Source organism: Peribacillus sp. NPDC055009, assembly GCF_053608705.1.
Map to the genome: position 1 here is coordinate 1 of NZ_JBSGVZ010000024.1, position 24,151 is coordinate 24,151.

At 37.0% G+C, this 24,151-nt stretch carries 25 protein-coding genes; 7 read left to right on the forward strand and 18 right to left on the reverse strand.

Features of this window, described 5'->3' with window-relative positions; genetic code table 11:
* The first annotated feature begins 47 nt into the window (after positions 1-47).
* Together ACWF5P_RS23935 and mscL are read left to right on the forward strand one after the other, a co-directional pair.
* The gene (locus tag ACWF5P_RS23935) at positions 48-515 is read left to right on the forward strand and encodes a DUF2306 domain-containing protein (protein ID WP_230178324.1); all 468 of its coding nucleotides are present in this window, start codon (positions 48-50) and stop codon (positions 513-515) included.
* Between the two features lie 504 nt (positions 516-1,019).
* A complete protein-coding gene (mscL, locus tag ACWF5P_RS23940; RefSeq protein ID WP_101221543.1) occupies positions 1,020-1,418 on the forward strand; it encodes a large conductance mechanosensitive channel protein MscL in 399 nt (132 codons plus the stop codon).
* A gap of 261 nt (positions 1,419-1,679) precedes the next feature.
* On the opposite strand, the gene ACWF5P_RS23945 is transcribed toward mscL, so the two are convergent.
* The 11 genes from ACWF5P_RS23945 to ACWF5P_RS23995 all read right to left on the reverse strand — a co-directional run bounded on the left by ACWF5P_RS23945 (position 1,680) and on the right by ACWF5P_RS23995 (position 11,531).
* Positions 1,680-2,630 (reverse strand): TIM barrel protein, encoded by a 951-nt coding sequence (locus ACWF5P_RS23945; RefSeq protein ID WP_434169188.1) that lies wholly within the window; start codon positions 2,628-2,630, stop codon positions 1,680-1,682.
* A 373-nt stretch (positions 2,631-3,003) separates the two neighbouring features.
* Complete coding sequence (locus ACWF5P_RS23950) at positions 3,004-3,318, reverse strand: SMR family transporter (protein ID WP_434169187.1); 315 nt, start codon at positions 3,316-3,318, stop codon at positions 3,004-3,006.
* A 30-nt stretch (positions 3,319-3,348) separates the two neighbouring features.
* Positions 3,349-3,678 (reverse strand): DMT family transporter, encoded by a 330-nt coding sequence (locus ACWF5P_RS23955; protein WP_101221540.1) that lies wholly within the window; start codon positions 3,676-3,678, stop codon positions 3,349-3,351.
* A gap of 29 nt (positions 3,679-3,707) precedes the next feature.
* Positions 3,708-4,580 (reverse strand): Cof-type HAD-IIB family hydrolase, encoded by an 873-nt coding sequence (locus tag ACWF5P_RS23960; protein WP_230178322.1) that lies wholly within the window; start codon positions 4,578-4,580, stop codon positions 3,708-3,710.
* A 124-nt stretch (positions 4,581-4,704) separates the two neighbouring features.
* Positions 4,705-5,487 carry a DeoR/GlpR family DNA-binding transcription regulator gene (locus ACWF5P_RS23965; RefSeq protein ID WP_057276216.1) on the reverse strand — a complete coding sequence of 261 codons (783 nt, stop codon included), beginning with the start codon at positions 5,485-5,487 and terminating at the stop codon, positions 4,705-4,707.
* A 26-nt stretch (positions 5,488-5,513) separates the two neighbouring features.
* Positions 5,514-6,527 carry an ABC transporter ATP-binding protein gene (locus ACWF5P_RS23970; protein ID WP_452445391.1) on the reverse strand — a complete coding sequence of 338 codons (1,014 nt, stop codon included), beginning with the start codon at positions 6,525-6,527 and terminating at the stop codon, positions 5,514-5,516.
* A 68-nt stretch (positions 6,528-6,595) separates the two neighbouring features.
* On the reverse strand, positions 6,596-7,399 hold the full coding sequence (locus tag ACWF5P_RS23975) for an ABC transporter permease subunit (RefSeq protein WP_434169185.1): 804 nt from the start codon (positions 7,397-7,399) through the stop codon (positions 6,596-6,598).
* Positions 7,396-8,250, reverse strand: coding sequence for an ABC transporter permease (locus tag ACWF5P_RS23980; protein WP_434169184.1), 855 nt, complete (start codon positions 8,248-8,250; stop codon positions 7,396-7,398). Before ACWF5P_RS23980 ends, ACWF5P_RS23975 begins: the two co-directional genes overlap by 4 nt.
* Before the next feature lie 121 nt (positions 8,251-8,371).
* On the reverse strand, positions 8,372-9,205 hold the full coding sequence (locus tag ACWF5P_RS23985; protein WP_434169183.1) for an alkaline phosphatase family protein: 834 nt from the start codon (positions 9,203-9,205) through the stop codon (positions 8,372-8,374).
* Complete coding sequence (locus tag ACWF5P_RS23990; RefSeq protein WP_434169182.1) at positions 9,195-10,307, reverse strand: ABC transporter substrate-binding protein; 1,113 nt, start codon at positions 10,305-10,307, stop codon at positions 9,195-9,197. Before ACWF5P_RS23990 ends, ACWF5P_RS23985 begins: the two co-directional genes overlap by 11 nt.
* Positions 10,308-11,324: 1,017 nt before the next feature.
* The gene (locus ACWF5P_RS23995; RefSeq protein ID WP_101221533.1) at positions 11,325-11,531 is read right to left on the reverse strand and encodes a hypothetical protein; all 207 of its coding nucleotides are present in this window, start codon (positions 11,529-11,531) and stop codon (positions 11,325-11,327) included.
* Between the two features lie 308 nt (positions 11,532-11,839).
* Here ACWF5P_RS23995 and ACWF5P_RS24000 point away from each other — a divergent pair, with 308 nt between their 5' ends.
* Both ACWF5P_RS24000 and ACWF5P_RS24005 read left to right on the forward strand, forming a co-directional pair.
* A complete protein-coding gene (locus ACWF5P_RS24000; RefSeq protein WP_434169181.1) occupies positions 11,840-12,340 on the forward strand; it encodes a DinB family protein in 501 nt (166 codons plus the stop codon).
* 42 nt (positions 12,341-12,382) lie between these two features.
* Positions 12,383-12,553, forward strand: coding sequence for a hypothetical protein (locus tag ACWF5P_RS24005; RefSeq protein WP_434169180.1), 171 nt, complete (start codon positions 12,383-12,385; stop codon positions 12,551-12,553).
* Positions 12,554-12,589: 36 nt separating this feature from the next.
* Here ACWF5P_RS24005 and ACWF5P_RS24010 read toward each other — a convergent pair whose 3' ends face one another.
* From ACWF5P_RS24010 to ACWF5P_RS24030, 5 genes are all read right to left on the reverse strand, one after another.
* Positions 12,590-13,318: a GntR family transcriptional regulator gene (locus tag ACWF5P_RS24010; protein WP_434169179.1), complete on the reverse strand. Its 729-nt coding sequence runs from the start codon at positions 13,316-13,318 to the stop codon at positions 12,590-12,592.
* Between the two features lie 67 nt (positions 13,319-13,385).
* A complete protein-coding gene (gene frlD, locus ACWF5P_RS24015; RefSeq protein WP_230178315.1) occupies positions 13,386-14,168 on the reverse strand; it encodes a fructoselysine 6-kinase in 783 nt (260 codons plus the stop codon).
* Positions 14,169-14,225: 57 nt separating this feature from the next.
* A complete protein-coding gene (locus tag ACWF5P_RS24020; RefSeq protein ID WP_101221529.1) occupies positions 14,226-15,239 on the reverse strand; it encodes an SIS domain-containing protein in 1,014 nt (337 codons plus the stop codon).
* A 136-nt stretch (positions 15,240-15,375) separates the two neighbouring features.
* Complete coding sequence (locus ACWF5P_RS24025) at positions 15,376-16,719, reverse strand: amino acid permease (protein ID WP_260357176.1); 1,344 nt, start codon at positions 16,717-16,719, stop codon at positions 15,376-15,378.
* Between the two features lie 24 nt (positions 16,720-16,743).
* Entirely contained in the window at positions 16,744-17,562 is an 819-nt protein-coding gene (locus ACWF5P_RS24030) for a TIM barrel protein (protein ID WP_434169178.1), read from the reverse strand.
* Positions 17,563-18,079: 517 nt separating this feature from the next.
* Between ACWF5P_RS24030 and ACWF5P_RS24035 the strand changes: the two genes are divergently transcribed.
* The 3 genes from ACWF5P_RS24035 (at position 18,080) to ACWF5P_RS24045 (ending at position 21,442) form a co-directional block, all read left to right on the forward strand.
* Complete coding sequence (locus ACWF5P_RS24035) at positions 18,080-19,570, forward strand: DHA2 family efflux MFS transporter permease subunit (protein WP_434169177.1); 1,491 nt, start codon at positions 18,080-18,082, stop codon at positions 19,568-19,570.
* A 319-nt stretch (positions 19,571-19,889) separates the two neighbouring features.
* Positions 19,890-20,471, forward strand: coding sequence for a YitT family protein (locus tag ACWF5P_RS24040; protein ID WP_434169176.1), 582 nt, complete (start codon positions 19,890-19,892; stop codon positions 20,469-20,471).
* Positions 20,472-21,043: 572 nt separating this feature from the next.
* On the forward strand, positions 21,044-21,442 hold the full coding sequence (locus ACWF5P_RS24045; RefSeq protein ID WP_434169175.1) for a DoxX family protein: 399 nt from the start codon (positions 21,044-21,046) through the stop codon (positions 21,440-21,442).
* A gap of 145 nt (positions 21,443-21,587) precedes the next feature.
* Here ACWF5P_RS24045 and ACWF5P_RS24050 read toward each other — a convergent pair whose 3' ends face one another.
* Complete coding sequence (locus tag ACWF5P_RS24050) at positions 21,588-22,223, reverse strand: class D sortase (protein WP_230178309.1); 636 nt, start codon at positions 22,221-22,223, stop codon at positions 21,588-21,590.
* Between the two features lies 1 nt (position 22,224).
* Positions 22,225-23,634, reverse strand: a complete 1,410-nt coding sequence (locus tag ACWF5P_RS24055) for a processed acidic surface protein (RefSeq protein WP_434169174.1) — start codon at positions 23,632-23,634, stop codon at positions 22,225-22,227.
* Between the last annotated feature and the right edge of the window lie 517 nt (positions 23,635-24,151).

Here is a 24,151-nt window from a genome sequence, read left to right on the forward strand (position 1 = left end):
TATTTAATCTGTTACATTTTGATAAAGATTATTTAACGAAGGGAAGATTGCTTATCTTTAAGACCATTCTGTTCATTCACATTTGCGCTGGAGCAATATGTCTTATTAGTGGAATAGGTGCTATGTCTTCAAAGAAAAAAAGAGGTATGCATACAATTTGTGGTGAAATTTATCACAGTGCATATGTTGTAGTCTTTGTCACATCCCTGACTATGGCAATATTGAATTGGGAAAGCAGCGCATATTTATTTTTCATTGGAATATTTTCATATTCTTTCGCATTTATAGGCTATGTAGCTGGTAAGAAGAAATGGAAAAACTGGACTGTATCTCATATTAGCGGGATGCTCGGTTCCTATATCGCTATTTGTACAGCAATTCTTGTAGTAAATGTATCCAATATAACTATCTTCAATGAATGGAACCCATTAATTTTTTGGTTTCTTCCAAGCATTATAGGTTCCCCTCTGATATTGTTGGTTGGAAAGAAGTATAAAAAATCCAATTCGATCTAAGTTCAGTCCAAATACCTCATATTAACAAAAACCATTTAACAAATCCCAAAACAAAAAACCCTTCTCAATTAAGAGAAGGGCTTTTAACAATGGAGGAGTACCACTTAGGGGGTAGTACAATAATATAATTATCGCCAAACGAATACATTTATATTCACCCCCTTCCTCAAGTTGGTGAAAACGGCCTTACGTGACATTGAAAATTGACGCCTTAGTCGTTCCCACTCTGCCCTTCCATTACTTTTTTGCTTTGTTCCATGACCTTTCTTAAATCCTTCTTCAATAAGACGTTTTATTATAGCGGCTCTTTAATGGTTTCGAATGGAAAATAGCGTTTTATCTCCTTTGATCGGAGTGTCGTGATTGGCATTATATTAACGGATTCAAATGATTAAACGGATGGATGGTCCTATCTTTTGAATTATGGATGCCTCTTACACTATTTAATTTTCACCATGTTTCTGATATGCTTTTATCAATTGAAATAAGAAAGGTGTAGTTACAATGTTAAAGGAATTCAGGGAATTTATTACCAAAGGAAACGTTCTCGATCTTGCGATAGCTGTAGTAATGGGTGCTGCTTTTGGAAAGATCGTTTCATCACTAGTAGATAATATTATCACACCGCTAATTGGAATTTTATTAGGTGGGGTCAATTTTTCTTCGTTATCTATCACAGTTGGAAAAGCAGTTGTTCAATACGGTAAATTTGTCCAAGCTGTGATTGATTTCTTGATCATTTCATTTGCGATTTTCATGTTTATGAAGATAGCGAATTCTCTTATTAGAAAAAAACAAGCGAACGAGGAAGAGGTATTGGAAGCGGTACCGGCATCCGAACAATATTTAAAGGAAATCCGTGATCTTTTACAAAAAAATTCACGGCAGGATGAAACATCATAAGTATAATACTGAATCAGTAAAAGGGTAGAAATAGCCAAAAATTCACTAAAGAATTATATAAAGCCCCTCTCTTAATTGAGAGGGGCTTTTTAATGTCATAATGAACTACGTATCCGTTACTATAACAAGATAGGCGACACTTATTAAATAACAATCAAAAGAGGCTCTCTATCAACCCAATAGCAAGTATTAGCTGGAACTGCTGTAATAATTTTTATTATATGAACAGAATTATACAACACCCCTGCTTCTACATATTATTTATCGGCAATATTTATCCCGTAAGGCAAGGGTATACTTAACCGATTGCACTGTACCTTTTTCTTGATCTTCAATCATTTGTTCTAAAAGTTCTTTTGGAGGATAATAGTAATCTAATGGTTTAATGACACTTAAATCATATGGAGGTTGTTCGACTTTGAAAGCTCCTTCTCCAACCGCAAACACTCCGCCAGCACCAAGCTCTCTCTTAAAATTGATGGCATATGGAAAACACATTTCAACGTTGATTCTAGTTAGGGTAGATTTCTCAACAAGTATTTTAAAACACTCTTCTGTATCAATATTGCCTGTCCCTACTGGTACTCCACATACCCTATAATCCTCGCCATCATGAATGATAATATGATCTTTAAAATGGGTTGTGAATGCATATGGCGCTAATTTTCTTACAGCTTCAACTGGATCCTCCCATGCCATCATTCCGTTGCCCACATCACAATGAGCGCTAACCCAAGGGTTGTTGACTTCATTTATTATTTGAATAACCTCATCTGTTAACTCTTCCTCATGATTTTCCACAGCTAGTTTTATCCTGTATTTTTCCAATAGTGGTACAATTTGTTTAATATCTCCTGGTGCTTTTTTCAATCTTTCCGGATCATACTCTCCTAAGCATGTATACGTGCGAATCACATCTGCTCCGATTCTATGTGCTGCCTCAATGACCTTTTTTAGATGTTCCGGATCGCTTCCATTTGTGTCTATTTCAGCGAAAAATCCATACTTTTGAATTTCTTTTCTTACTCTCTCTAAATATTCCGGCTCAAATGATTCTAATGTACCCCATCCTGACAACCCTGGCCATGGAACAATATTGATCATGACTCCGTCTAATCCCAATTCAGCTGTTTTTCTGATAAAACCGAAAATATCCATTCGACCCGTAATAAATTGCAAGTGATAGCTTTCTGTTTCTAATCCAATTTTCATTTTTTCCCCACCTTTAATTAAGCATTTAGTTTTTTTTGTTTACGATTTTAACTAAGCTGCTTATAATAAAACTTTTGACACCGAACGCAATCATTGACAAAAGACAAGTCTTTTGCCTTCTATTCCTGGTGATTGATTCATAATGCTTCCATATAGAATAAATGAAAACATGGAAGGGGCATATCCAACTAAGCAGTCTGCTATAGAAACTGTTGCACCGCTTACATAACATTTTGGTTAATTTGCTAATCAATTTGAGAATTTATGGAAGAAAACACTTCTTTACCTATGGACCCTAAATAGAATGACTCCCACACCTTACGGGAGTCAACTATTTGTCTAAAAATTAAGGTCGTTTTTTTTAAGTTTAATGTCAAGAAGTGATTTTGATTCCTATAGCCCCTGCAATGATACACATAATGAATAGGTTTAATCTTAAACTTCTAGGTTCATTAAAGAAAATCATTCCTGCTAAAACACTTCCAACAGAGCCGATACTTGTCCATATTGCATAGGCAGTCCCGACTGGAAGAGAAGTTAATGACAAGGATAGAAAATAAAAGCTTAAACTCCCCAAAAAAAGACACGCTACAGAGGGGAGCAATTTTTTAAAGCCGTCTGCACGTTTCAGGCTTATAACACTACCGATTTCGGCAAATCCGGCAATAATAAGAAAAAACCAAGCCATTGAATCATCCCCTATATCAGTTCATTTCCTTTAATGTTTAGGCTCTGCTGGATTGACTTTTATTCCAATCATCCCCAATATCATTAAAGCCATAAAAAATACTTTCAGTGGATTAATGGTCTCACCCAAAAAAAGCATCCCAGTTACTACAGTTCCCACCGTTCCCAATCCAGTGAAAATGGCGTAACCAGTTCCTAAGGGTATTGAATGTAAAGCTTTTGAAAGTAAAAAGAAACTAAAGATTATAATAACTACCGTAACAATACTAGGTATAATTTTGGTGAATCCGTGTGAATATTTAAGACCGATCACCCAGACAATTTCCAAAAGTCCTGCCATTATGATATATATCCATGCCATTTTATCGCTCTCCCCTTTGGCATTGACACTTATTTTTGAACCACGAAGTTCTCCATATATCGATGAATCGCATAAGCTACCCCATTTTCATCATTTTTAAGGGTTGTCGTTGTACAAGCATTTTTTATGACATCTTTTGCATTTCCCATCGCTACGCTGTATCCAACTTTCTGAAACATGGATAAATCATTGTTGCTGTCCCCGATTGCCATAGCCTTATCTAATGAGCCATTCATCAAGAAAGCCAATTTTTCAAGGGCAATTCCTTTTGAAGCTCTTTTACTGGTAATTTCAATGTTATGATCAGCAGATGAAACGACCATCAACTCACCAAAATTTTCGAATTGGTTCCAGGCTTCCTCTAATTTATTTTCATCAAAAGAACATGCTAAAATGTTATAGAATTCCTCCTCCTGTTTTAAGATATCATTATAGTTTTCAACTAAAACATATCCAAACTGGTCAAATTGCCTTTCCGCTATTTCAACTAATTCTTTCATATCTGGATTCAAATCTGCGCTTTTCAAACTTTTAATCTCATTATGGAACTGTTCTCTTCCTTTTTTAAGAGTATAGATGGCTTTATCAGTGAACACTTCGTAATAATAATTCCGTTCATCTAACCATTGGAGAATAGATTCAACACGATCTTTAGTTATCGTAATAGAAGAAATGCACTTTGCGCTTTTTGAATGAATGGTTGCGCCATTTGTCCCGATTACAAATGGGGATATCCCGGCTTTTTCACAAATTGTTTGAACGTCAAAATAAGCCCGTCCTGTTGAGATAACTACTTCAAAGCCTCTATTTTGGGCATATTGAATCGCCTTTATATTTTCTTCACTAATTTCATTCTTGTCGTTTAATAATGTTCCGTCTAAATCTATCGCAATGAAACTCATGCTATATAGCTCCTTTTCTCATTCTATCTATTAAATTTTCTTTCTAGCTTTTTTTCTGCTATCAACAAAAATCTATTCAAAAAGAGAGTACTCCCTCTTCCATCTCGATATATCCTTTTATGGGCTATGCTTGAATCCAATTGATTTCCTCTAATTTAGAATCATTTCTCCATTCCTCTGGAAATGGTTGCTCGCAGACAATCACATCTACTTTTTCTAGAGGACAAACTTTACAAAAGGTGTCGACACCAATTTTAGAGTAATCCGTTAGCAATATGACGTGCTTTGATACCTCGACCATTTTGCGTGAAACTAATGTTTCACGTAAATGATAATTACTAACGCCACTTTGAATGGAAACACCACCAGCTGAAATGAACGCTTTATCGATATTAAATTGATTTAACATTTGTTCAGTGAGACCCCCGCATATGGATTGATGCTTTGGATCAATTTGTCCTCCCAGTAATAGAATTTGTCCTGTAAATTTATTTTGATTGAGCAATTCAGTCAACACAGACGACACAGGAAGAGAATTGGTTAAAATCGTAATGTCTTTTTTATTTTCAATACACTGGGCAAATTCAAGCATCGTTGTACCTACATCAATGGCAATCACATCTCCATTGGAAATAAGTTCCACCGCTTTTTTCCCAACCTTGATTTTCGCTTCTTGATTCACCGTTGTACGCTGTGTAAATGGAGGCTCCTCAAATTCAAAGACTGTTTTAATCGCTCCACCGTAAACCCTCTTTAACAGTCCTTTTTCCTCTAATATCATCAAATCGCGTCGAATCGTTTCCTCTGAAACATTAAATTGATCAACTAATTCTATAACTTTTACCTTTCCCATTTTGTTAAGTTCTTTTAAAATTTCATTCTTTCTTTCTTCAGGCAAAACAGACATATTTCTCCCCCTAGATCATCAATACTTTATAAAATAATGCATTCTTTCTTCGGTACAAGAATTTGAACGCGTGCTCCTTGCTCAAACATTTCCCCACGGTGGTGAAGATAGTCTACATGAAAAGCGCACTCCTCTGTTTCTACTTCATATCTTAAAACATTACCTGCCATGGAAACATCTTTAATAAATCCTTTAATTCCCCAGTTCTCTTGTAAGTCCAAGCTGTCCTCACCAACAGAAACTAATTGTAAAACTTCTGGACGAATGGCAACTTCATTCCCTTTTAATTCTGTGGTGCGAACAAGTTTTCGGAAAACTTCCATATTACAGACATTATAATTCCCGATAAATTTTGCAACAAATGTATTGACTGGAGAAGTATAAATTTCTGAAGGAGAACCGGATTGTACAACTTGTCCTTTATTCATGACAAAAATCCGATCAGACATCGTCATTGCTTCTTCCTGATCATGTGTAACAAAAATAGTTGTGATATCTAATTCTTTCTGTATTCTCTTTAATTCTTTTTGTAAACTTTTTCTAATTTTAGCATCTAATGCGCTTAACGGCTCATCCAGAAGCAGTACTTTTGGCTCCATGACAAGCGCACGGGCAAGAGCAACCCTCTGCTGTTGTCCACCAGATAATTGATGAGGATAAGACTCTTCTTTTCCTATTAAATCAACCATATCAATCATATTTTTCACTTTTGACTTAAGATTTTTCACCTTTTTCATTTTAAGGCCGTAAGCGATATTATCAATAACATTCATATTCGGGAAAAGCGCATAAGACTGAAACACCATACCTACTTCACGCTGACGCGGTGATAAATCAGTAATATCTTTTCCATCAATTAAGATTCTTCCTACATCAACGTCTTCAAGTCCCGCAATGGAACGTAATAATGTACTTTTTCCGCACCCGCTTTGCCCAAGAAGTGTAGCAAATTCACCTTTTTTTAATGTTAAAGAAATATTATTTAAAACTAATTGATTGTCATATCCCTTAGTCACTTGTTCGATGGTTACATAGCTCATTAGTTTTCACCTTCTAAAGTAGTATTTTATGACGGTATTTTTCTTAAAAAAATGAAGGAATTCGCTTCTTATTTTAACCCGACAGGATTTCTTTTGTTTCTAAACGTAAGCTTTAATACAGTCCCCGTTAAAAGTAAAATCATTGAATAATAGGTTATAACAATTGCACTTGTTAAGTGACCACTGCTGTTTAGTTTGTCGGATAGATAAATTTGAAGGGTTTCGAATCGGCCCCCGACAAGCAAATTGGCAAAAGCAAACTCACTAAATAAAAGAGAGACAGATAATAAGGTAGACACTAAAATTCCAGATATAATATTTGGAAACACCACCGTACGAAAGGCTTGGAATTTTGTGGCACCGAGTAATTCAGCTGCATCAACAAGTTGTACAGCATTAAGCGTACGAAGACTGTTACGAATTCCTTGATACATAAATGGTAGAATGGTTATGAAATAAGCACCAATTAAAATCCAAGGTGTTCCGGCAATTTGAATCGGTCCAGCAGAATATAGCTTGATTAATCCAACGGCTCCAACAATCGGAGGAACTCCATAAGGAAGCATGGCTGCGGCTTGGAGCAATCCTTCCCATTTACTGAAATATACCGTGATAATAAAAATTGTCGGAAGCATAATAACAACACTAAGACCTACAGACATGACAATTAAAAACAGTGTTCGTCGGAAAGCATCATAAAACCGTTCATCTTGAAACAATTCAATATACCATTTCATTGTATAACTCTCAGGTAAAATCGTATGATCCCATTTACCAGCAATCGAGAATAAAAGTGTTCCTACAAGCGGAATTAATAAATACATAACTAGTAATCCAACAAACAATTTATGAAATGTCAATGAAGACTTCATCGTAAATCCCTCCTAACTTTACGCATCATTCGTTCATTGAACCACATCGCCCCTATCATGGTCGTTGCTAGAAGGACTCCCAATGCACTACCTAGCTGCGGCTTTAATGCAACATCACTAGCAACTAGAGAAGCAATTTGCAATGACAATATGTTATAGTTGCTGCCGACCAATGCATAGGCTGTTGCGTAGGCTCCCATCGCATTAGCAAACAAAATACTGAATGTACCTACAATACTAGGTAAAAGAACTGGAACCCCTATCCGAAGCCAAAATGAAAATGTTGACCCTCCTAATAATGAAGATGCTTCTTTCCATTGTTGCCTAATTCCTTGATAAGACGGGTAAATGAGCATAACGGCAAGCGGAATTTGAAAATAAATATAAACAAGAATGAGGCCTGTCCAGGAATATAAATTAAAATCTGCAAACAGGTCCCAACCAATCTTGGCAAATAGCAACGTAAACAACCCATTGTTTCCAAGTAAGATAATATATGAAAATGAAAGGGGAATCCCTTCAAAGTTCGACGTCATATTGGTAACCATCAGTAGTCGGTTTTGTATTTTTTGAGAGAACTTTGTAAACGAATAGGCTGCAATGACTGCTACAATCACAGAAGTTATAGCAGAAAACAAGGAAATGACCAGGCTATTTTTAATGGCTTGTAAGTAAAATTCACTTTTGAATATGGTTAAGTATTGATCAATCGTAACTTGAATTCCATCATCTGCATAAAAACTATTTTTAATCATTGCCACTAATGGTCCTATCTCAAATCCAATCACAAGCATAATAAATGGCAGTAAAAGAGCTAATAAGTAAATTTTTTGTTTTTTTATTTTTCGCAAGACTTCTCGCTCCTCTATGTTCTCTAACAATTTGGGAATTGGTATAACAGTACATTCGTTAAACCAATTCCAGTCAATCTTCATTCTTCATTTTATTTTTATTTTGAATGATGTATCTTTTTTAAAGGGTGACTTTCCCTTTCAGGCCTGGAAATTGATATGAAATCATTTTATCGGACGGCTCAATATTTATTAGTTCACAAACGAGCGGTGCAAAAGCTAATTGCGGAACCACTTCACCATAAATGCCAGGCTCAACTTTTGGACTAATGATAAAGAGCGGTACATCACGTTCACCATCAGTTCTGCCGCCATGGTTGCCATATTCACTCATGCCATGATCCGATGTAATTAATATGTGGTAACCTTCTTTGATCCAAATTGGCAATAGTTGTGCCAACAAGCTTCCCATTTTTAGGATTTGCTCACGATATTCTTTTGATTCCGAACCAAAAATTTCTCCTTTTACATCTACACCGAGCGGATGAATATATAAAAAGTGAGGGTCATACTTTCTGCGTAAAGCTTCTGCATCCATTAACACATGGCTATCTGGATAGTCATCGTCCCAATAAAATTTTCCGTATTGAATTGGATTGGATTCATCTTCTTGCTCACGGTCTTCAATAAAATGGAATGGCGCACGATTATAAAGTTCGCTTACCCAGTAATAGGACACTGTTCCGTTTCTTAACCCGTTTTCTTTCGTAAGATGAAAGAGACTTTTCTCAGTAGATAAACGAACGGCTTGATTGGACGTAATCCCATTTATTGAAGCCGGCGTACCTGTTAACAACACTTCATATAATGGACGGGAAAGACTTGGAAGCTCCGACTTAACTTTGTAAAGTGACGCTTGATTCGTTTCGACTAAATGCTGAATAAATCCCAGCGCTTCGCATGCTTTATCGTATCTCATACCATCAACAACAATTGCTATTACTTTATTTGACATGGACTAACACCTTTTCTTGCCAAAGCTGCGGTAAACCTTTAGCCGTTTCTTCCCAAGCTTTGTAATCTTCAATTGGTTTCGCATTTTTATACTGTTCTTCTGGAACCATTTTTTCAGCTACTTCTTTCGGAAGTTCTACATCGCGAATAGGTCGGGCAAACCCTTTAGCTAAATTAATTTGTCCTTCATCACTTAAAATATATTCTCTAGTTGCCATTGCCGCATGCGGATGCTTGGCAAATTTGTTAATAATGGTTGCGTAGCCGCTTACGACTGAACCTTCACTTGGAATGATCACTTCAAATTGATCGCGGTCAATTTGGTCAGCGTAACCAAGAGCATTAAAATCCCAAACAAGTGCAACTTCCACTTCCCCTTTTTCGATGTTAGCCGGCTTGGCATCAGTCAAGCTAAGGCGGCCTTGCTTGGCAAGCTTCGCAAAATAGTCAATTCCTGGTTGGAGATTTGTTTCATCACCGCCGTAAGCGATAGCGGCAGCAAGTACGGCCATTTGATTCTGTGTACCACGCTGTACATCTCCAACTGTTACTTTATAATCCCCTTTTAATATGTCATCCCAAGATTTAGGCGGGTTTTCTACTAATTCTTTATTAGTAAAGAATGCAATCGTTCCTTGGTAGCCAACAACCCAATCTCCATTGTCATCTTTTGCCCACTCAGGTACCTCGTCCCAATAGGAAGTTTTATATGGCATCGTTAATTCTTTTTGTTCCGCGATTGGCCCAAAGGAAATCCCTACATCGCCGATATCGGCTGTTGCATTCTCTCCTTCAGATTCCATTTTGGCAATCTCTTCGGCACTGGACAAATCTGTATCATTGTGTTCCAATGAATATTTTTTCATCACTTCATTCCAAGTTTCTCCCCAGTTAGCCCATGAATCAGGCATACCGACACTATTAATAGTCCCCTCTTCTTTTGCCTTTGTTTCAATTTCTTTCAAGGTTAACGAACTTGGATCCTTAACCACTGAAGCAGCCTCCTCATTAGTAGCTCCACAAGCAGCTAATCCCAGTACACTCACCCCTAACATCAAAGCTTGAATAGACTTGTAACAATTCTTCTTGAATGTGCGATTCATAAAAAGTGCCTCCATTTAGTGTGGAATCTTTAATGTTTATTACTGTTTATTACGGTTTAATCATAATCAGAAAACATTAATCCCACATAAACCAAATGTTAAGATTTTGTAAACCTGCTCTTTATTTCTCCAACTCATCAGCTTTTATCTTCATAAGCATTAACAACAGTCCGCAAACAGGACCAAGTAAAGACAAGTCTATAAAAGAGAATGTGAAAAATTTTCATTAAAAACATATCATCCTTTTCCCCTTCTTTTTAGCTCGCCGTTAACAAAACTCCATATTAGCTAAATACCTTTTCATGCAAAAAAACTCTCTTGATACAAGAGAGTTTTACATAGATATTATTAAACAGATAGAATTATCAATGTTTGGCTATAAATAATAATTGGTATCCCGCTTCCTCCCTAACTCTTCACCTGAGACGAATCTCTGATAAACCTTAATTTTTGAATTTTTTTGCAAAATCTCCATAAGGGTGAAGTAGATTCAACGACTGTTCAAAAAAAATTCAATTGAATAAACGCCAATAAAGCGCTCCAAAAATGGAGCGCTTTATTGGCGTTTATCTACCCAAGCACTTTAATCATTGCGTCCCCCTAGCCACTACCTGAGGAAGGGACTGAAATTCCTATAACATGGAATGTTGTATACAATACATATTCTATCGTGGTCTATTTCAAAATATTTAAAATCCTTCCGACCGTGCGCAGAAACCTACTAGAAAGCTTAGATAAATTGGGCTGAAACCACGGTATTTCAAATTTTCATAGCTTTTTGAAGACAAAGATTTTGCTTGATTAATTATACCCATTTTCTTTATTCCAATCACCATTACAACTGCTGAAGCAAGATCGAATTTTCCTCTCTCCTTACATTTACATTTATTAATATAAGGAGGAGGCTCATTTTAGGTTTTCTTTATTTATTTTCACTTTTAAACTTTATGAATTTCGTTCTATTGAAGGAGAAAATTTTAGATACGTAACATTCGATCAATCTTCAAAAGGATGCAATTACATTGATTCATAGTCTTTTATTTCAAATTCATTTAAGGGCCGATTAATCGACTTACTCAATTTTTTAATAAGCTCTTGGTAATCCTTAGTATCATTTGGATCAATACCTTCTCTGACGTTTAGTATCTCGTATCGGTCATACTGTTCTGGAATAAGTTTTCCGTCTACATGGATATAAAGCCTATATTTAATCCTCAGATTCATATTACCATCTCCTTTACTATCAGTTCGATATAGGGAGCTATTTTCCTGCAAGAAAAAATGCCTATATGTGATGCTCCATTAGCTATTCATTTAATAATCAATGTTCGTAGTTCGTATTATCTCTTATTTTTATATATTTTACATTTATGGTGAGCACATATACCGGGAGAATCTTCAGGAGGAATTGTTATATATATTAGAGAACAACATATTAATGAATGTACTGGATTGAATTCACCTGTATACTTTTGTTCTCACTGCATGAATTGTTCAAAACGAAAAAACTAGTGTATATGGAGGTTTTTTAAATGAATCACCCCGAGCAAGAAATGTATAACTATCACGCGTGGGCAAATGGAGTCATCATCGATCGGTTAAATGAACTTCCACAGCACATTTACCATAAGGAAATTCAGACTGGTTTTTCGTCGGTATCAAAAGTGTTGTCTCATATTTATCTCACAGATTTTGCGTGGTTTGACATTATCTCAGGTAAAAGTATGAATGAAGCAATGGCATCTTCTAATCAATTAAAAGAAGCGGTGGAAAAGAAAAGCATTGAGGAAATGAAAAAAACATTTATAGACTTATACGAAAGAAACAAAGTACTTCTGAGTACAGAGGATATGGAAAAGGTAATTGTCGTGGATAACCCGTATGCCGGATTGCTTGAAACTACCATTTCCGAATCGGTATTACACATTGTCACTCACGGATCATATCATCGTGGCAATATAGCTACCATGTTACGGCAAATGGGGCACACTTCCGTTATGCAAGATTTTGGCCTTTATCTTTATGCAAAATAAAACACCAAACTATACCCGATTCCTGATTAAGGAGATTAATAGATGGATGAACTAGTTGGCTCTTGTGTTCGCTGTGCAAGTGATGTATATTGTACGGCTGGTTTCCTGAACGGCATTCTGTTAGATAACAAGAAAATCTTATGTTTTAATTGTAAGGATATTTTAAATGCGATGACCGAAGAAGAAAGATTGGAGGAGGAAAATCAAAACTAGATATTTAAATAGGTCATGCCAAATTATTGGCATGACCTATTTTGCCCGATGAACGGTCAGATTGACCTTGTTGGTTTCACACATGAAGGTTGAGAGATGAACAGGTTCGTCGTTTGCATCGAAAGCAATCTTCACTATTCTAAATAAATTTGCGCCAATATCGCATTCTAAATATTTAGCATAGATTTTTGTAGCACCAATCACGTCGATAATTTTATCGTTACTGACTATTTCTGTATGGTAATCTTCCAAAAGGATCTTATAAGTTGATTCATCCCTTGCAATCTTCTTTTCTAAATCCGGAAAACGAAGTAACGAATAATGAGCGGTATCGTAGAAAAGCGGACGCTCATCTACATACATGAGTCGCTCAAGTTCGAGAACGGGGCTTCCTTCTTCAATGAGGAGATGACCTGCAACTTCTTTTGGTGCGGCTATGACCTCACTTCGTAAAATCCGGGAATTCGGTATCTTCCCCAGCTGATGACTAAACTCTGAGAATCCACTTATGGATAACAACTCATTATGAAACTTATTAGATGCAACAAAGGTACCCCTGCGCGGAATACGTGTCAGTGTTCCATCCTTCACCAATTCCTCTATTGCTTTTCGTATGGTAATGCGGCTAACGTTATAAGTTTCACAAAGCTCTGCTTCGGTTGGGATCTGTTCATCTGGTTTGTATTTACCGTTCTGAATATCATTCTTCAACATTTGCCTTATTTGCATATATAGTGGCTGGGGGGTTGAAGGATTTAAATTCATATTAGATTCATCCTTATCCGTCAAATTTTATTATTTATTACCTATTATACATTATTTCCATTCCCAGTCACCACGCACCGAAATAGCTAATTGTTTTCGCAGCAGACTCTGTGCCCAATTCTAAACAATTGCCGATGGAATGGCCTTTCAATATTCCATAAATAAAACCGGAAATGAAGGAGTCCCCCGCCCCCATCGTATCCACCACATTCGCTTCAACGACACCGCATTGATAAAATTGAATGCCGTCATAGGCAAGTGAACCATTTTCACCTAAAGTGGCGACCGCAATTTTAGGTCCTTGATTTTTTACATCCTTTAAAAATTTGCGGATAAAAGCATCGTCCTTCGTATAAGAGAAAAAAGGATAATCAATAAACTGCGGTAAAGTCTTCACTAAATCGTGATCTAGCTGATCTGAGAAATCAAAAGACGTGAGCATTCCTTTTTCTTTAAAAAAGGAATAGTACTTATCCGCATGTCCCCAAATCCCTGAATGTATAAGCTGATATGTTTGAATGTAATGGAGTTCTTCCGTCGTTAAACAGAAATGTTCCATGACACCTTCGTCGTATTCTCCAAACCTGCGGTCATTTCCTACCATTTCAACAAAAGTAACAGCTGTTTTTCCTTCTTTCCGCGAAAGATGGGAAATATCAACACCTTTTTCCTGAATCGCTTTAACCATCTTTTCACTGTATTGATCGGAGCCCACCCAGCCAATATAAGCAGATTCAGCACCTAACCCTTTTAAATAGACAGCCACATTTAAAGGATTACCGCCAGGATAGACCTCCCCGCTCTTTTGATAGACATCCATACAGTTATCTCCGACTGTAACCGTTCTCATCATTTTCCCCCGCTTTCTTTAAAATTAAGAGCACTACTAAGTAGTGCTCCACATATCTTAATATTCCATTTGGCGATAGTATCTTCTAAGTGTTAATGGATGATTTCTTTCACGCTCAAGGTAAACGCTGATTCGACTTAATACCGACCAGTTAATACTAACAGAAAAGTGCTTTCTGAATTCTTCGCTGATACCGTCCATTTCAAAGCTTTTGGTATCAATAACCGTTAAATTTTTAGAGATATTTTCTACAAATCTCTCTACACGGTCCATCAGCGGTCTAGTTTCATCTTCTCCTTTTAGTAAAATAACACTTGTATCTTCTACAACAAGTTCAAGCGTACCATGGAAAAACTCTGCCGCGTGGATGGATTTCGCCTGGATCCATTGCATCTCCTCTAAAATGCACATGGCATATGAATAAGTGTTTCCCCATAGGTTACCAGAACCGACCATCATGTGGTAATCCGTGTCTTTATGTGCAATGGCAAATTCCTCTGCCTTTTTGTCAAAAGATTTAACGGCATCTAGAATTGCACGCGGAAGTAGAGAAACCTCCTTCGTGAATTGTTCATATTGCGGGAATTCATTATTGTTATGCATGAAACGGAAGACGACCATGTACAAAAGCATAAAGAAAGTATCAAAAGAGTGCGTTTCAGAACCTGTCGTTATACAGTAATCCGCAATTTGTGTTAACGGAGTATTTGGCTCTGCAACTAAAGCTATTGTAGTGGCGCCTTTTTCTTTACAATATTCAGCCGCTGCAACTGTTTCTTGAGTAGTCCCGGATACAGATGTAAAAATACAGACTGAATCTTTGCTGAAATGCTTATGATTCATCACCATGAACTCAGCAGCAATTTCTGCATGGACATCGATGGTAGAATTTGACTTTAAAATGTATTCATACGGATACATCATGGCTATGGTGCCACCAGCGCCGATCAGAAAAATATTGCTGTAGCCCCTTTTGGTGATTCCATCTACGATTTCTTCAATCTGGCCTCTAAAAGCAAGGCCCTCTTTTTCTACAAGATTTAGAAATAACTCTTCATCAAACTTTAGCATCAACAGCTTCCTCCCATATCCCTGTATATTTGTTATGTCTTGTATTATATCTAAACATAATAATTTGTACAATTGTTTTATTTTAAATTTTAGTGCGTTTGACAAAAGAAGGCCCAACTTCCCTTAACACATTCTGCTAAGCCACGATATCGCTGTCGTTATTTTTCTTGGATCCATATTTCCTTTCCCAATAATAGTAAACCGGCAGACCTGTTGCGATGACGATCAATGCTGCAATCACTCCTTGAATAGGCGCCCAAGTAAAAGTTCCCCAAGCCAGCCATGATGCTCCAAGAATAGCTAACACCGTCGTTAATCTCCACATTGGCATACGATAGATTGGGTTATAATCATCCCTCTTACGACATTTATAAACAGCGGCAAAGTCCATAATGTTAATAACCAATTGAATCAGTGTGAAATAGCCAAGTAACACCGTTAAATTACTGAAGCACACAAGAATACATGCATACGTAACCTGAACGATGATGGAGAAGCTTGGAGTTTCATATTTAGGATGGACCTTCGCAAAGCGTTGAAAGAATAGTCCGTCCTTTGCCATTGCATACTCAAGGCGGGGCTGAAACATTATGCAAGAGCTCAACGAACCCAAGATAACAATAATCGCTGTAATGGCCACAAATGATGATGCAATATCCGATAATCCCGGAATATATTTTACAGCTTCGGAAACAGCCGCATTGGAGTTGATTAATTCTTCAAATGGCATCAAGCCGATGACACAAATGGCTAGCAGCGTATATAAAGCCAACACGATGAATACCGAACTAATAAGAGCTCGGGGAAGTATTTTCCCTGGATTTTTGAACTCCCCAGCCATGAAACAAATCGCAGCCATTCCCGTATATGCCCATGTGGTTGCAGATACACCGCCTATCAAACTTGACTTCTGAGCACCAGGAGCTGGGGTATAAGCAAAGTTTTCAGGGTTCATATACATTATTCCAAGCACAATGACGATCAGGAAAGGAATGATCTTGATAGCCGTGATAATGACCTGGAAAAGACCTCCTTCTTTTACACTTCGATAATGAATCGATGTGATTAGCAGGATGATTGCAATACCCAATAATTTTCCGGCAACTCCCGAGAAAAATGGGAAAAAGGTTGCTAAATAAGAAACAAGCGCTAAAGCCATTATCGATATGGATGGAGGATCCAACGCCCAGAAAGTGGCCCATCCATATAAAAATGCCAAAGGCCTCCACCCAGCTTTATTTAAATAAACGTAACCGCTTCCATTTTGGGGGTATGCGGTCGATAACTCGGCCAGCACCATTACTTGAGGTATGGCAATCACCCCGCCTATTATCCAGGCTAGAATAGAAATGGAAGGAGTACCCGCAGCCCTTGCAACATCACCAGATGAGACAAAAATACCCGATCCTATAGTAGTTCCAACAGCAATAGCTAGAGCAGACCAAAAACCCAGTTTTCGTGTAAGTGTGCCATTACTCATAAAGAGTTCCTCCAAATTAGATGATTAAATTCCCAATTCCCTTACTTTTTCAATAGATTTCATAATTGCATCGCTTGGATTTTGATAATAATTTGATCCCATAATCTCTAGAGTACAACTTCCTTTGTAACCATGGCTTCTAAGACTCGTTAAATATTCTCTCCAATTTAAAACACCATCATCTAGTGCCAAATGCGTATCTGATTGACCATCTCCATCGATTAGGTGAAAATGGCTTAATTCGGGAAGGAAGGAAAAGTACTCATCAGGTGTTTCACCTGCCAGTTGCATGGAAACTGTATCTATCATTCCTTTTAGCGAAGGAGATTGGATTTCCTCTAACATTTTCTTTAACCCCTTAGAGTCAATTACCAGATTGGATTCATATTTTGTCAATGGCTCTAAAGCAAGAATCAAACCTTCCTTCTCAGCTACTTTGGTTAATTGAAAGATTGAGTCACTTGCATACTTCCATGATTCCTCCTGTGAAACAGAAAAGTCCCCTATTCCAGAAGTGATAAGCATCATGTTTGTGTCTAACTCCAGCGCGGCGTAAAGATTCTCCATAAAATATTCAATGCTTTTTTTTCGCCAATGAGCATCCGAGGATGCAATGTTATATGGATAGATACATTGTTCTGGAGTATAGCAGATGATTTTCATATTTCTAGATTTAAGTTCCCTTCTCAAACTCCTTATATTTCCTAGTATGTTGCGATAAACATACAAATGCGGCTCCCCACCCCATAATTCAATGCTTTTAATCTCAAGTTTGTCCATGCATTCCAAAAAATAATGAAAAGGGAAATGCCTAAAAGTGATATTCATCCCTGCAATATTCAATTCTTTCACCCCCTCAAAACGACTTTTATTTGTTATGTTTTGTATTATAATTAACCAATACATTGATTGCAATATATATTTTGAATATTTAAAAAATAAACATTCGGAAAATGCGGAAAAGTCGTGATTTTATTGTTCATCACACCTTTTTATAAATTAACTATTTTTTAGTGACTACGAATGATAGAATGTTAAAGTATTTATACCTAGTGCAAAAATTTCTCTGGTACATTGTAAGTATTATGTTGGTGATTATTGTTTGAAATATGATATACCTGTAGAATGGATGTTAGCCTGGGGGATTTCCATGAGAATGTATCCTGAAATATTGTCAAGTTAGTGGTTAATAAAGAATAAACACCTCAAAAAAAGCGTAAATTGAGATTCCTTAAATGGTGTATTTTATTGGAAAATATAGGTTAGTTTTACACTAATACTTCGTGAGACGAATTAGTTTCTTTAAAAATAGCAGACAGTACAATTTGTACTATCCTAGCGGAAAGGACGTGCCATAATAATGAATCACGAAAAAACAGCCATCACTAAAATTCGTACAGGCCCCATGTTTGCGGTGATGCTGGCTGGTGCTCTAGTCGCTTTCTTAAATCAGACCTTAATCAATATCGCATTGCCTCAATTAATGACTCATTTTGACATATCAGCTGCAACAGCTAATTGGCTTACTACAATCTTCTTATTGGTCAATGGGATTGTCATCCCGATTACCGCTTTCTTAATGGAACGATTCAATACAAGACAATTATATCTTGCTTCGATGGGACTCTTTGCATTAGGAACATTTTTATGTGGGATTGCCCCCAGCTTCTCCGTCTTATTGATCGGACGTGTGGTTCAAGCTGCAGGTGCGGGGATTTTGTTCCCGTTGATTACAAATGTAATTTTCACTTTATTTCCACCTAACAGACGCGGTTTTGCAATGGGCATATTTGGTATCGCGATGAATTTTGCCCCAGCTGTAGGACCGACATTATCAGGATGGATTATCCAAAACTATTCATGGCGGGTTCTGTTTTTTATCATTTTCCCATTCGCCCTGCTTGACTTCATCTTTGCCATTTTCATCATTAAAAAAGTAGGGAAAACCAGCCGGCCTAAACTCGATAAACTGGGTGTAATTCTATCCACTATCGGATTCGGCGGAGTTCTATATGGATTTGCTACAGGCGGCACCAAGGGCTGGGGCAGCCCTGAAGTACTGATGATGTTCCTTGTTGGAGGAATCAGTTTAGCTTTATTTGTCTGGAGGCAATTCACTGTATCTCATCCCATTTTGGAGTTTAGAATTTTCCGGTATCGGATGTTCACTTTAACGACAATCATCAACATCATCGCAACTATGGGTATGTTCTCCGGAATGATCATCATGCCAATCTATATGCAGAATATCCGTGGGTTTACTCCGATGGAATCCGGTCTCATGCTATTGCCTGGCGGGATTTTAATGGGGATCATGTCTCCTATCACCGGAAAGCTGTTTGATCGATTTGGTGCAAGATGGCTTGCGGTGAGCGGACTTGCCATCACTATCATTACAACGTACCTTTTAACGCGGCTTGAAACAGATACGTCCTATTCTTATGTGGTATGGGTATATACGATTAGAATGTTCGGAATGTCGATACTGATGATGCCTATCTTCACAGCTGGATTAAATGAATTGGCACTTAGCCTAAACAAATATGGAACAGCAATGGTCAATACATTGAGAATGGTAGCAGGCGCTGTTGGCATGGCATTCTTTGTGTCCATCATGACAAACCAGGGAACGAAACATGTACAGGAAATCTTATCTCAAAGGAATATATCACCAGATAATACATCACAAATGGCGATGGCCATTAAACAAGGCAGCGTAATGGGAGTGGATGATGCATTCATGATCGCAACAGGTTTGACCATAGTTGCATTCATACTTGCCTTTTATATTCGGCAAACATCACCACAAGAAGATACCATTACAAATCGCCTATCAAAAAAAGGCTTTTAATAATCAAGGCTAAATCAACCTATTTTCCAAGGTAAAAAAATTCTTATATTATTAAACTGACTTGCCCCATGAAGACATATAAATGCAAAAAAAAAGAGACACTTTTTAAGAGTGTCTCTTTTTTTGCCCAAATTGCTTCCTGGCCTCCAGGAGACGGCCTTTATTATGACCCAGTGTAATCCCATGTCTCTTCAGAATATCTTCTGAAGAACAAAGCCAACAATTCACAAATTGCACCGGTACTTTAAATATGCTGAGTATATATTTACATTCCTCTCATATATTTTAAGATAATGATTTGGACAAGGGGAATGTATTAATGAAAAAGTTAGTTACTCTGCTTTTTTCAAGTTTTTGCATTGGAATTGGTATTAACCTGTTTATCGTTCCCATTCATCTAATAAATGGCGGGATATTTGGAATAAGTTTGTTAATCAAATATGTGTGGGAAATCCAGGTTGGACATACCATGATTATGATCAATATTCCCATATACCTTCTATCTCTTCTATACGATAAATCTTATTTCTTTAATGCCATCCTTGGGTTAGCTTTTACATCAACCATTATCGATTGGCTAACACCACTAAACGGTTTGATTCATCTACCGATCATAACAAGTGCCATTATCGGTGGATTGACGATTGGGATTGGTGTCGGTTTTATGCTGAGACAACATATTAGCCCCGGTGGAGTGGATTTACTAGCACTATTAATCTCTAAAGCTACAGCAACTAATCCTGGAATTATTATTTTTATCATTGATTCTCTCATAGTAATTGCCGGAATTATTATATTGAAAGACTTAAAGTTAATGTATTCCCTCATCACGATTTCCTGTGTCGGGTTATGCGTCATTTTAATCAATTCTTTTAAATCAATAAACTTTTTTACAAGATAAAGCCATACCTGCATGTGTCAAATACAGTGTTGGCAATGTTCACTATACATATCGACCAAAACCTCAGGAATAAAAGCAGCAAAGCTAATCATGGAATATTCTTGAAATTTTTTATCAAAATGCAGTGGTTAAAGCAGCCACTGCCTTTTACATTAAAGAAAACTCCAAAATCACCTTCAAGCAGTAGACTTTTGGAATAGAACAATTGGGCAAACGATATTCTTAATTCATGATTTTGTGATCAACTCTTTCTTAAGGATGTAAAAGATCAAACGGAGGAAATCCTCTCTAATTTTAAGAAAATTGCGGCACTCCTGCCGTAAAACTGGCTAGCCGAGTACCGTAGACGCTTGCTTTGATGCGGCTTGGCAGACAGTCGCTCGTTTACTCGGATTTCGTGCTACACTGGTGATTTCGCGCCGTTTACTCGTGAATTTTGCTGTTTTACTCGTGAATTCAGCATATTCACTCTTGATATTACCGTTGATGTTAATAATTTGTTACAGAAAGCATTAATAAAAGGAATGTGGAATATGATTAGAATGTCAATCTAAGGGAGGGAATGAGAATAGATGAAAAAAACAAAAATTATATATTGGATTTTCACAGGGCTTTTAGTGGCACTAATGGTTTTGGGTTCTATTCCGGATATAATGTCTGTTCCCGATGCAGTCGCCTTATTTAATCATTTGGGTTATCCTACCTACCTCCTACCCTTTATTGGAATTGCCAAATTATTAGGTGTCGTGGCAATACTTATTCCTGGCTTTCCGAGAATCAAGGAATGGGCTTATGCAGGTTTTGTATTTGATTTGACGGGTGCCATGTATTCAAGCATATCAGTGGGCGACCCTGCCAGTGGATGGCTGCTTTTCATTATCGGATATATTTTGATAGCCGGCTCTTATATTTATCATCATAAAATATTAAAATCCGCTTCAGTGAGTAATAAGGATAACCTAACAATATAAATAAATTAGCAATGAAAAAACATCGATATCGGTGTTTTTTCATTTGGTTATAGTGACTTTCACCTTCGTTTTCTTTTCTAAAAAGAAATTAAAAGAGTCCCAATAGGTTTCCTTATTGGGACTCTTGTTTTTAGAAATTAGATGATTAACTTACTGTTTTTGAAGTCAAATAAGCGACAAGTATATAGCGTTCAGGTGCTGACCCGATATAATCAAAGGGGTAACAGGTACTGACGGTTAGCGTTGCCCGTGGCTTTGGTACGATTACGGTTCGATCATCCTCATCCACAATTCGAACTTTTTTGATTTTGTATGTGAACTCTCCTGCCGATGTTGTTACTATCAACAAATCTCCTTCGCCAACTTGCCCGAGTTTACGGAATACCGTATCTCTATGACCGGAAAGAACGGAATTGTCATTTTCACCAGGTAGCACACTTCCTGCAAAGTGACCAACGCCTTTTTCCAATTCATCCTCGTTTGTGCCATGGAAAATAGGGAGTTTTGTTTTTAGTTTGGGTATATACAATTCCCCGATTTCTTCACCCGTTTCAGGGCGGACAGGATATAGCTCTTTCTTTGTTGTTTTATTACTTGCTGGCTTATCACTTGGTGTTTTCTGTACTGTTTCATTTACTTGACTACTTGGAGCATGAGTCTTGTAAAGAAAGTAGCCTTTTGCAAACTTATACATATTGGATGTGGAAAACCAAATCCCAAATAAAATGATGGCAATTGTACAAGAAAGCAGCAGGAGCCGCTTTTTCTTTAATTGTTTCATATTAAGCTTTCCTAATTTTTCGATACATCAAGCTTCCGATCAAGACAAGAAATAATCCTAAAAGGGCGCTAGGTAAATAATCGGAAGCGGTATTTGGCAGTTTAGCCCCTTTTACGGTTTGTTGTTCTGAAGTAGTATTGGTACTGATCTTTTGTTTTACTGGTTTAGCAATTGGTGCCTTTTCAATGGTTTTTTGCACCTCTTTTGCAGATTCCTTTATTTGCCCGCCTGCATTGGTAAGAGTATCAGAATCGACCATTTCACCTGTTATTAAAAGATCAGCCAAGAACTTCCCGTCAGTATTATATATCATTATTTTCAGGTTAGCACCCTTCAATTCTTCCAATTTCATTAAATCTAAAAGGGATACAGGCGATTCCGAGCCACTTTTCACAAGGGAATAGGAAACATTAAGCTTAAAGATGGAAAGTAACTCTTCATAGATTGAGGCCATTTCAGCTATCTGTTCAGCTGTAAGCTCGGTTGCTACATCAAATTCCTCGAAAGCCATCATGCGGTTGCCCAATTCTTCAAGTTGCTTGACTGTTTCCGGGTTGGAAAGATGGTCTTCCAAAGACATCAAGTGGTCTTCAAGCCGCTCTAATTCCTCTTCCGTTAGACCGAGTTCCTGCTCGAAAATAGGAAGAAGATCTTCAGCAACTTCGCCATCAATCCCGCCACCAGTAAGGTTCCAAACAGTTTCTTCAAGATTATCTATGTATATATAATCGTTAATATTTTCACCATTTTCTTCTAACATTTGAAGCAAGGCTTGTTTATCCAATCCATAATTCTCATTAAAATAGTCTAAGTTGCTTAGATCTGCCTTTATGACGTCACCTAGGAATTCGCTAAGCTCTTCGACAGATTCAAATTCTTCCAGGCTAAAATCATAGAGTTCCAATGACGCTTCGATATCTTCCTTTGTTACTTGGAAGCCTCTTTCCTTGCTAACCTTGGCTAAATAATTGACTAATTCTTTGTCAAAGTTCGGATCGCGTTCAAAATCGCCCTCTTCTGTATAGAAATAAACAGCTTCATCGAGGTCCCAGATAAAGATATAATCGTCTAGTTCTTCACCATTTTCGTGTAATAGATTAATCAGGCTCTCATTGGTTAGATTATAATCATCATAGATGGCATCTAAATTACTTAAATCTGCCTTAATGACTTCGCCCAAGGCTTCTTTAAGATCACCAATAGATTCAAAGTTTTTAATACTTTCGTCGTAAAAAGAAAGAGATGTTTCAATATCATCCTTTGTCACTTGAAACCCCCTGACAAGGCTTACCTCTTTTAAATACTTTGTAAGTTCCTGCTCAAAATTTTTGCTTGGTGCTGCCGATGCTAATTGCGGGAATAAGCTAATTAACAACGTAAATGAAACTAAAATCGTCCACAGTTTTTTCATACTTTTCTCCTATTCATAACATTTCATATGTTTCTAGAAAATTATAAGGTAATAACAATAATTTAACAATGAAGTTATTTTTTCCACTAACGGAAAATTGCTATTTTAGTTGCTTTGTAAACTAGCTTTTGCAGCATTTATTTCATATAAAGATGTATTTCTTCCTATTAATATATCGATTACAACACCCCCTCCCCTTGTGTCTCCGGATAAAAAATTATAAATATTGTATTCCTACTAAATTTAACTAAAGCGAAAAATTAACAACAAATTGACCGCCGGACTATCCATCTATTCAGCCATCAATTTTGCCAAATCAAGTAAAGTAATCAGTCTAAAAGTATCGGAATTCATATCTTATAAATATGCACTTAGACATAGCGAAAAAAAGAGATAATCCATCTTCATGCTCCCCCTTCTACAACCAGATGCAACTCCCCATTTCCTGTAAGTGTATCCTTCTAACTTATAAAAGTTATCTTCGATTACACTTTTTCAAACAAAAAAAGAGACTGTA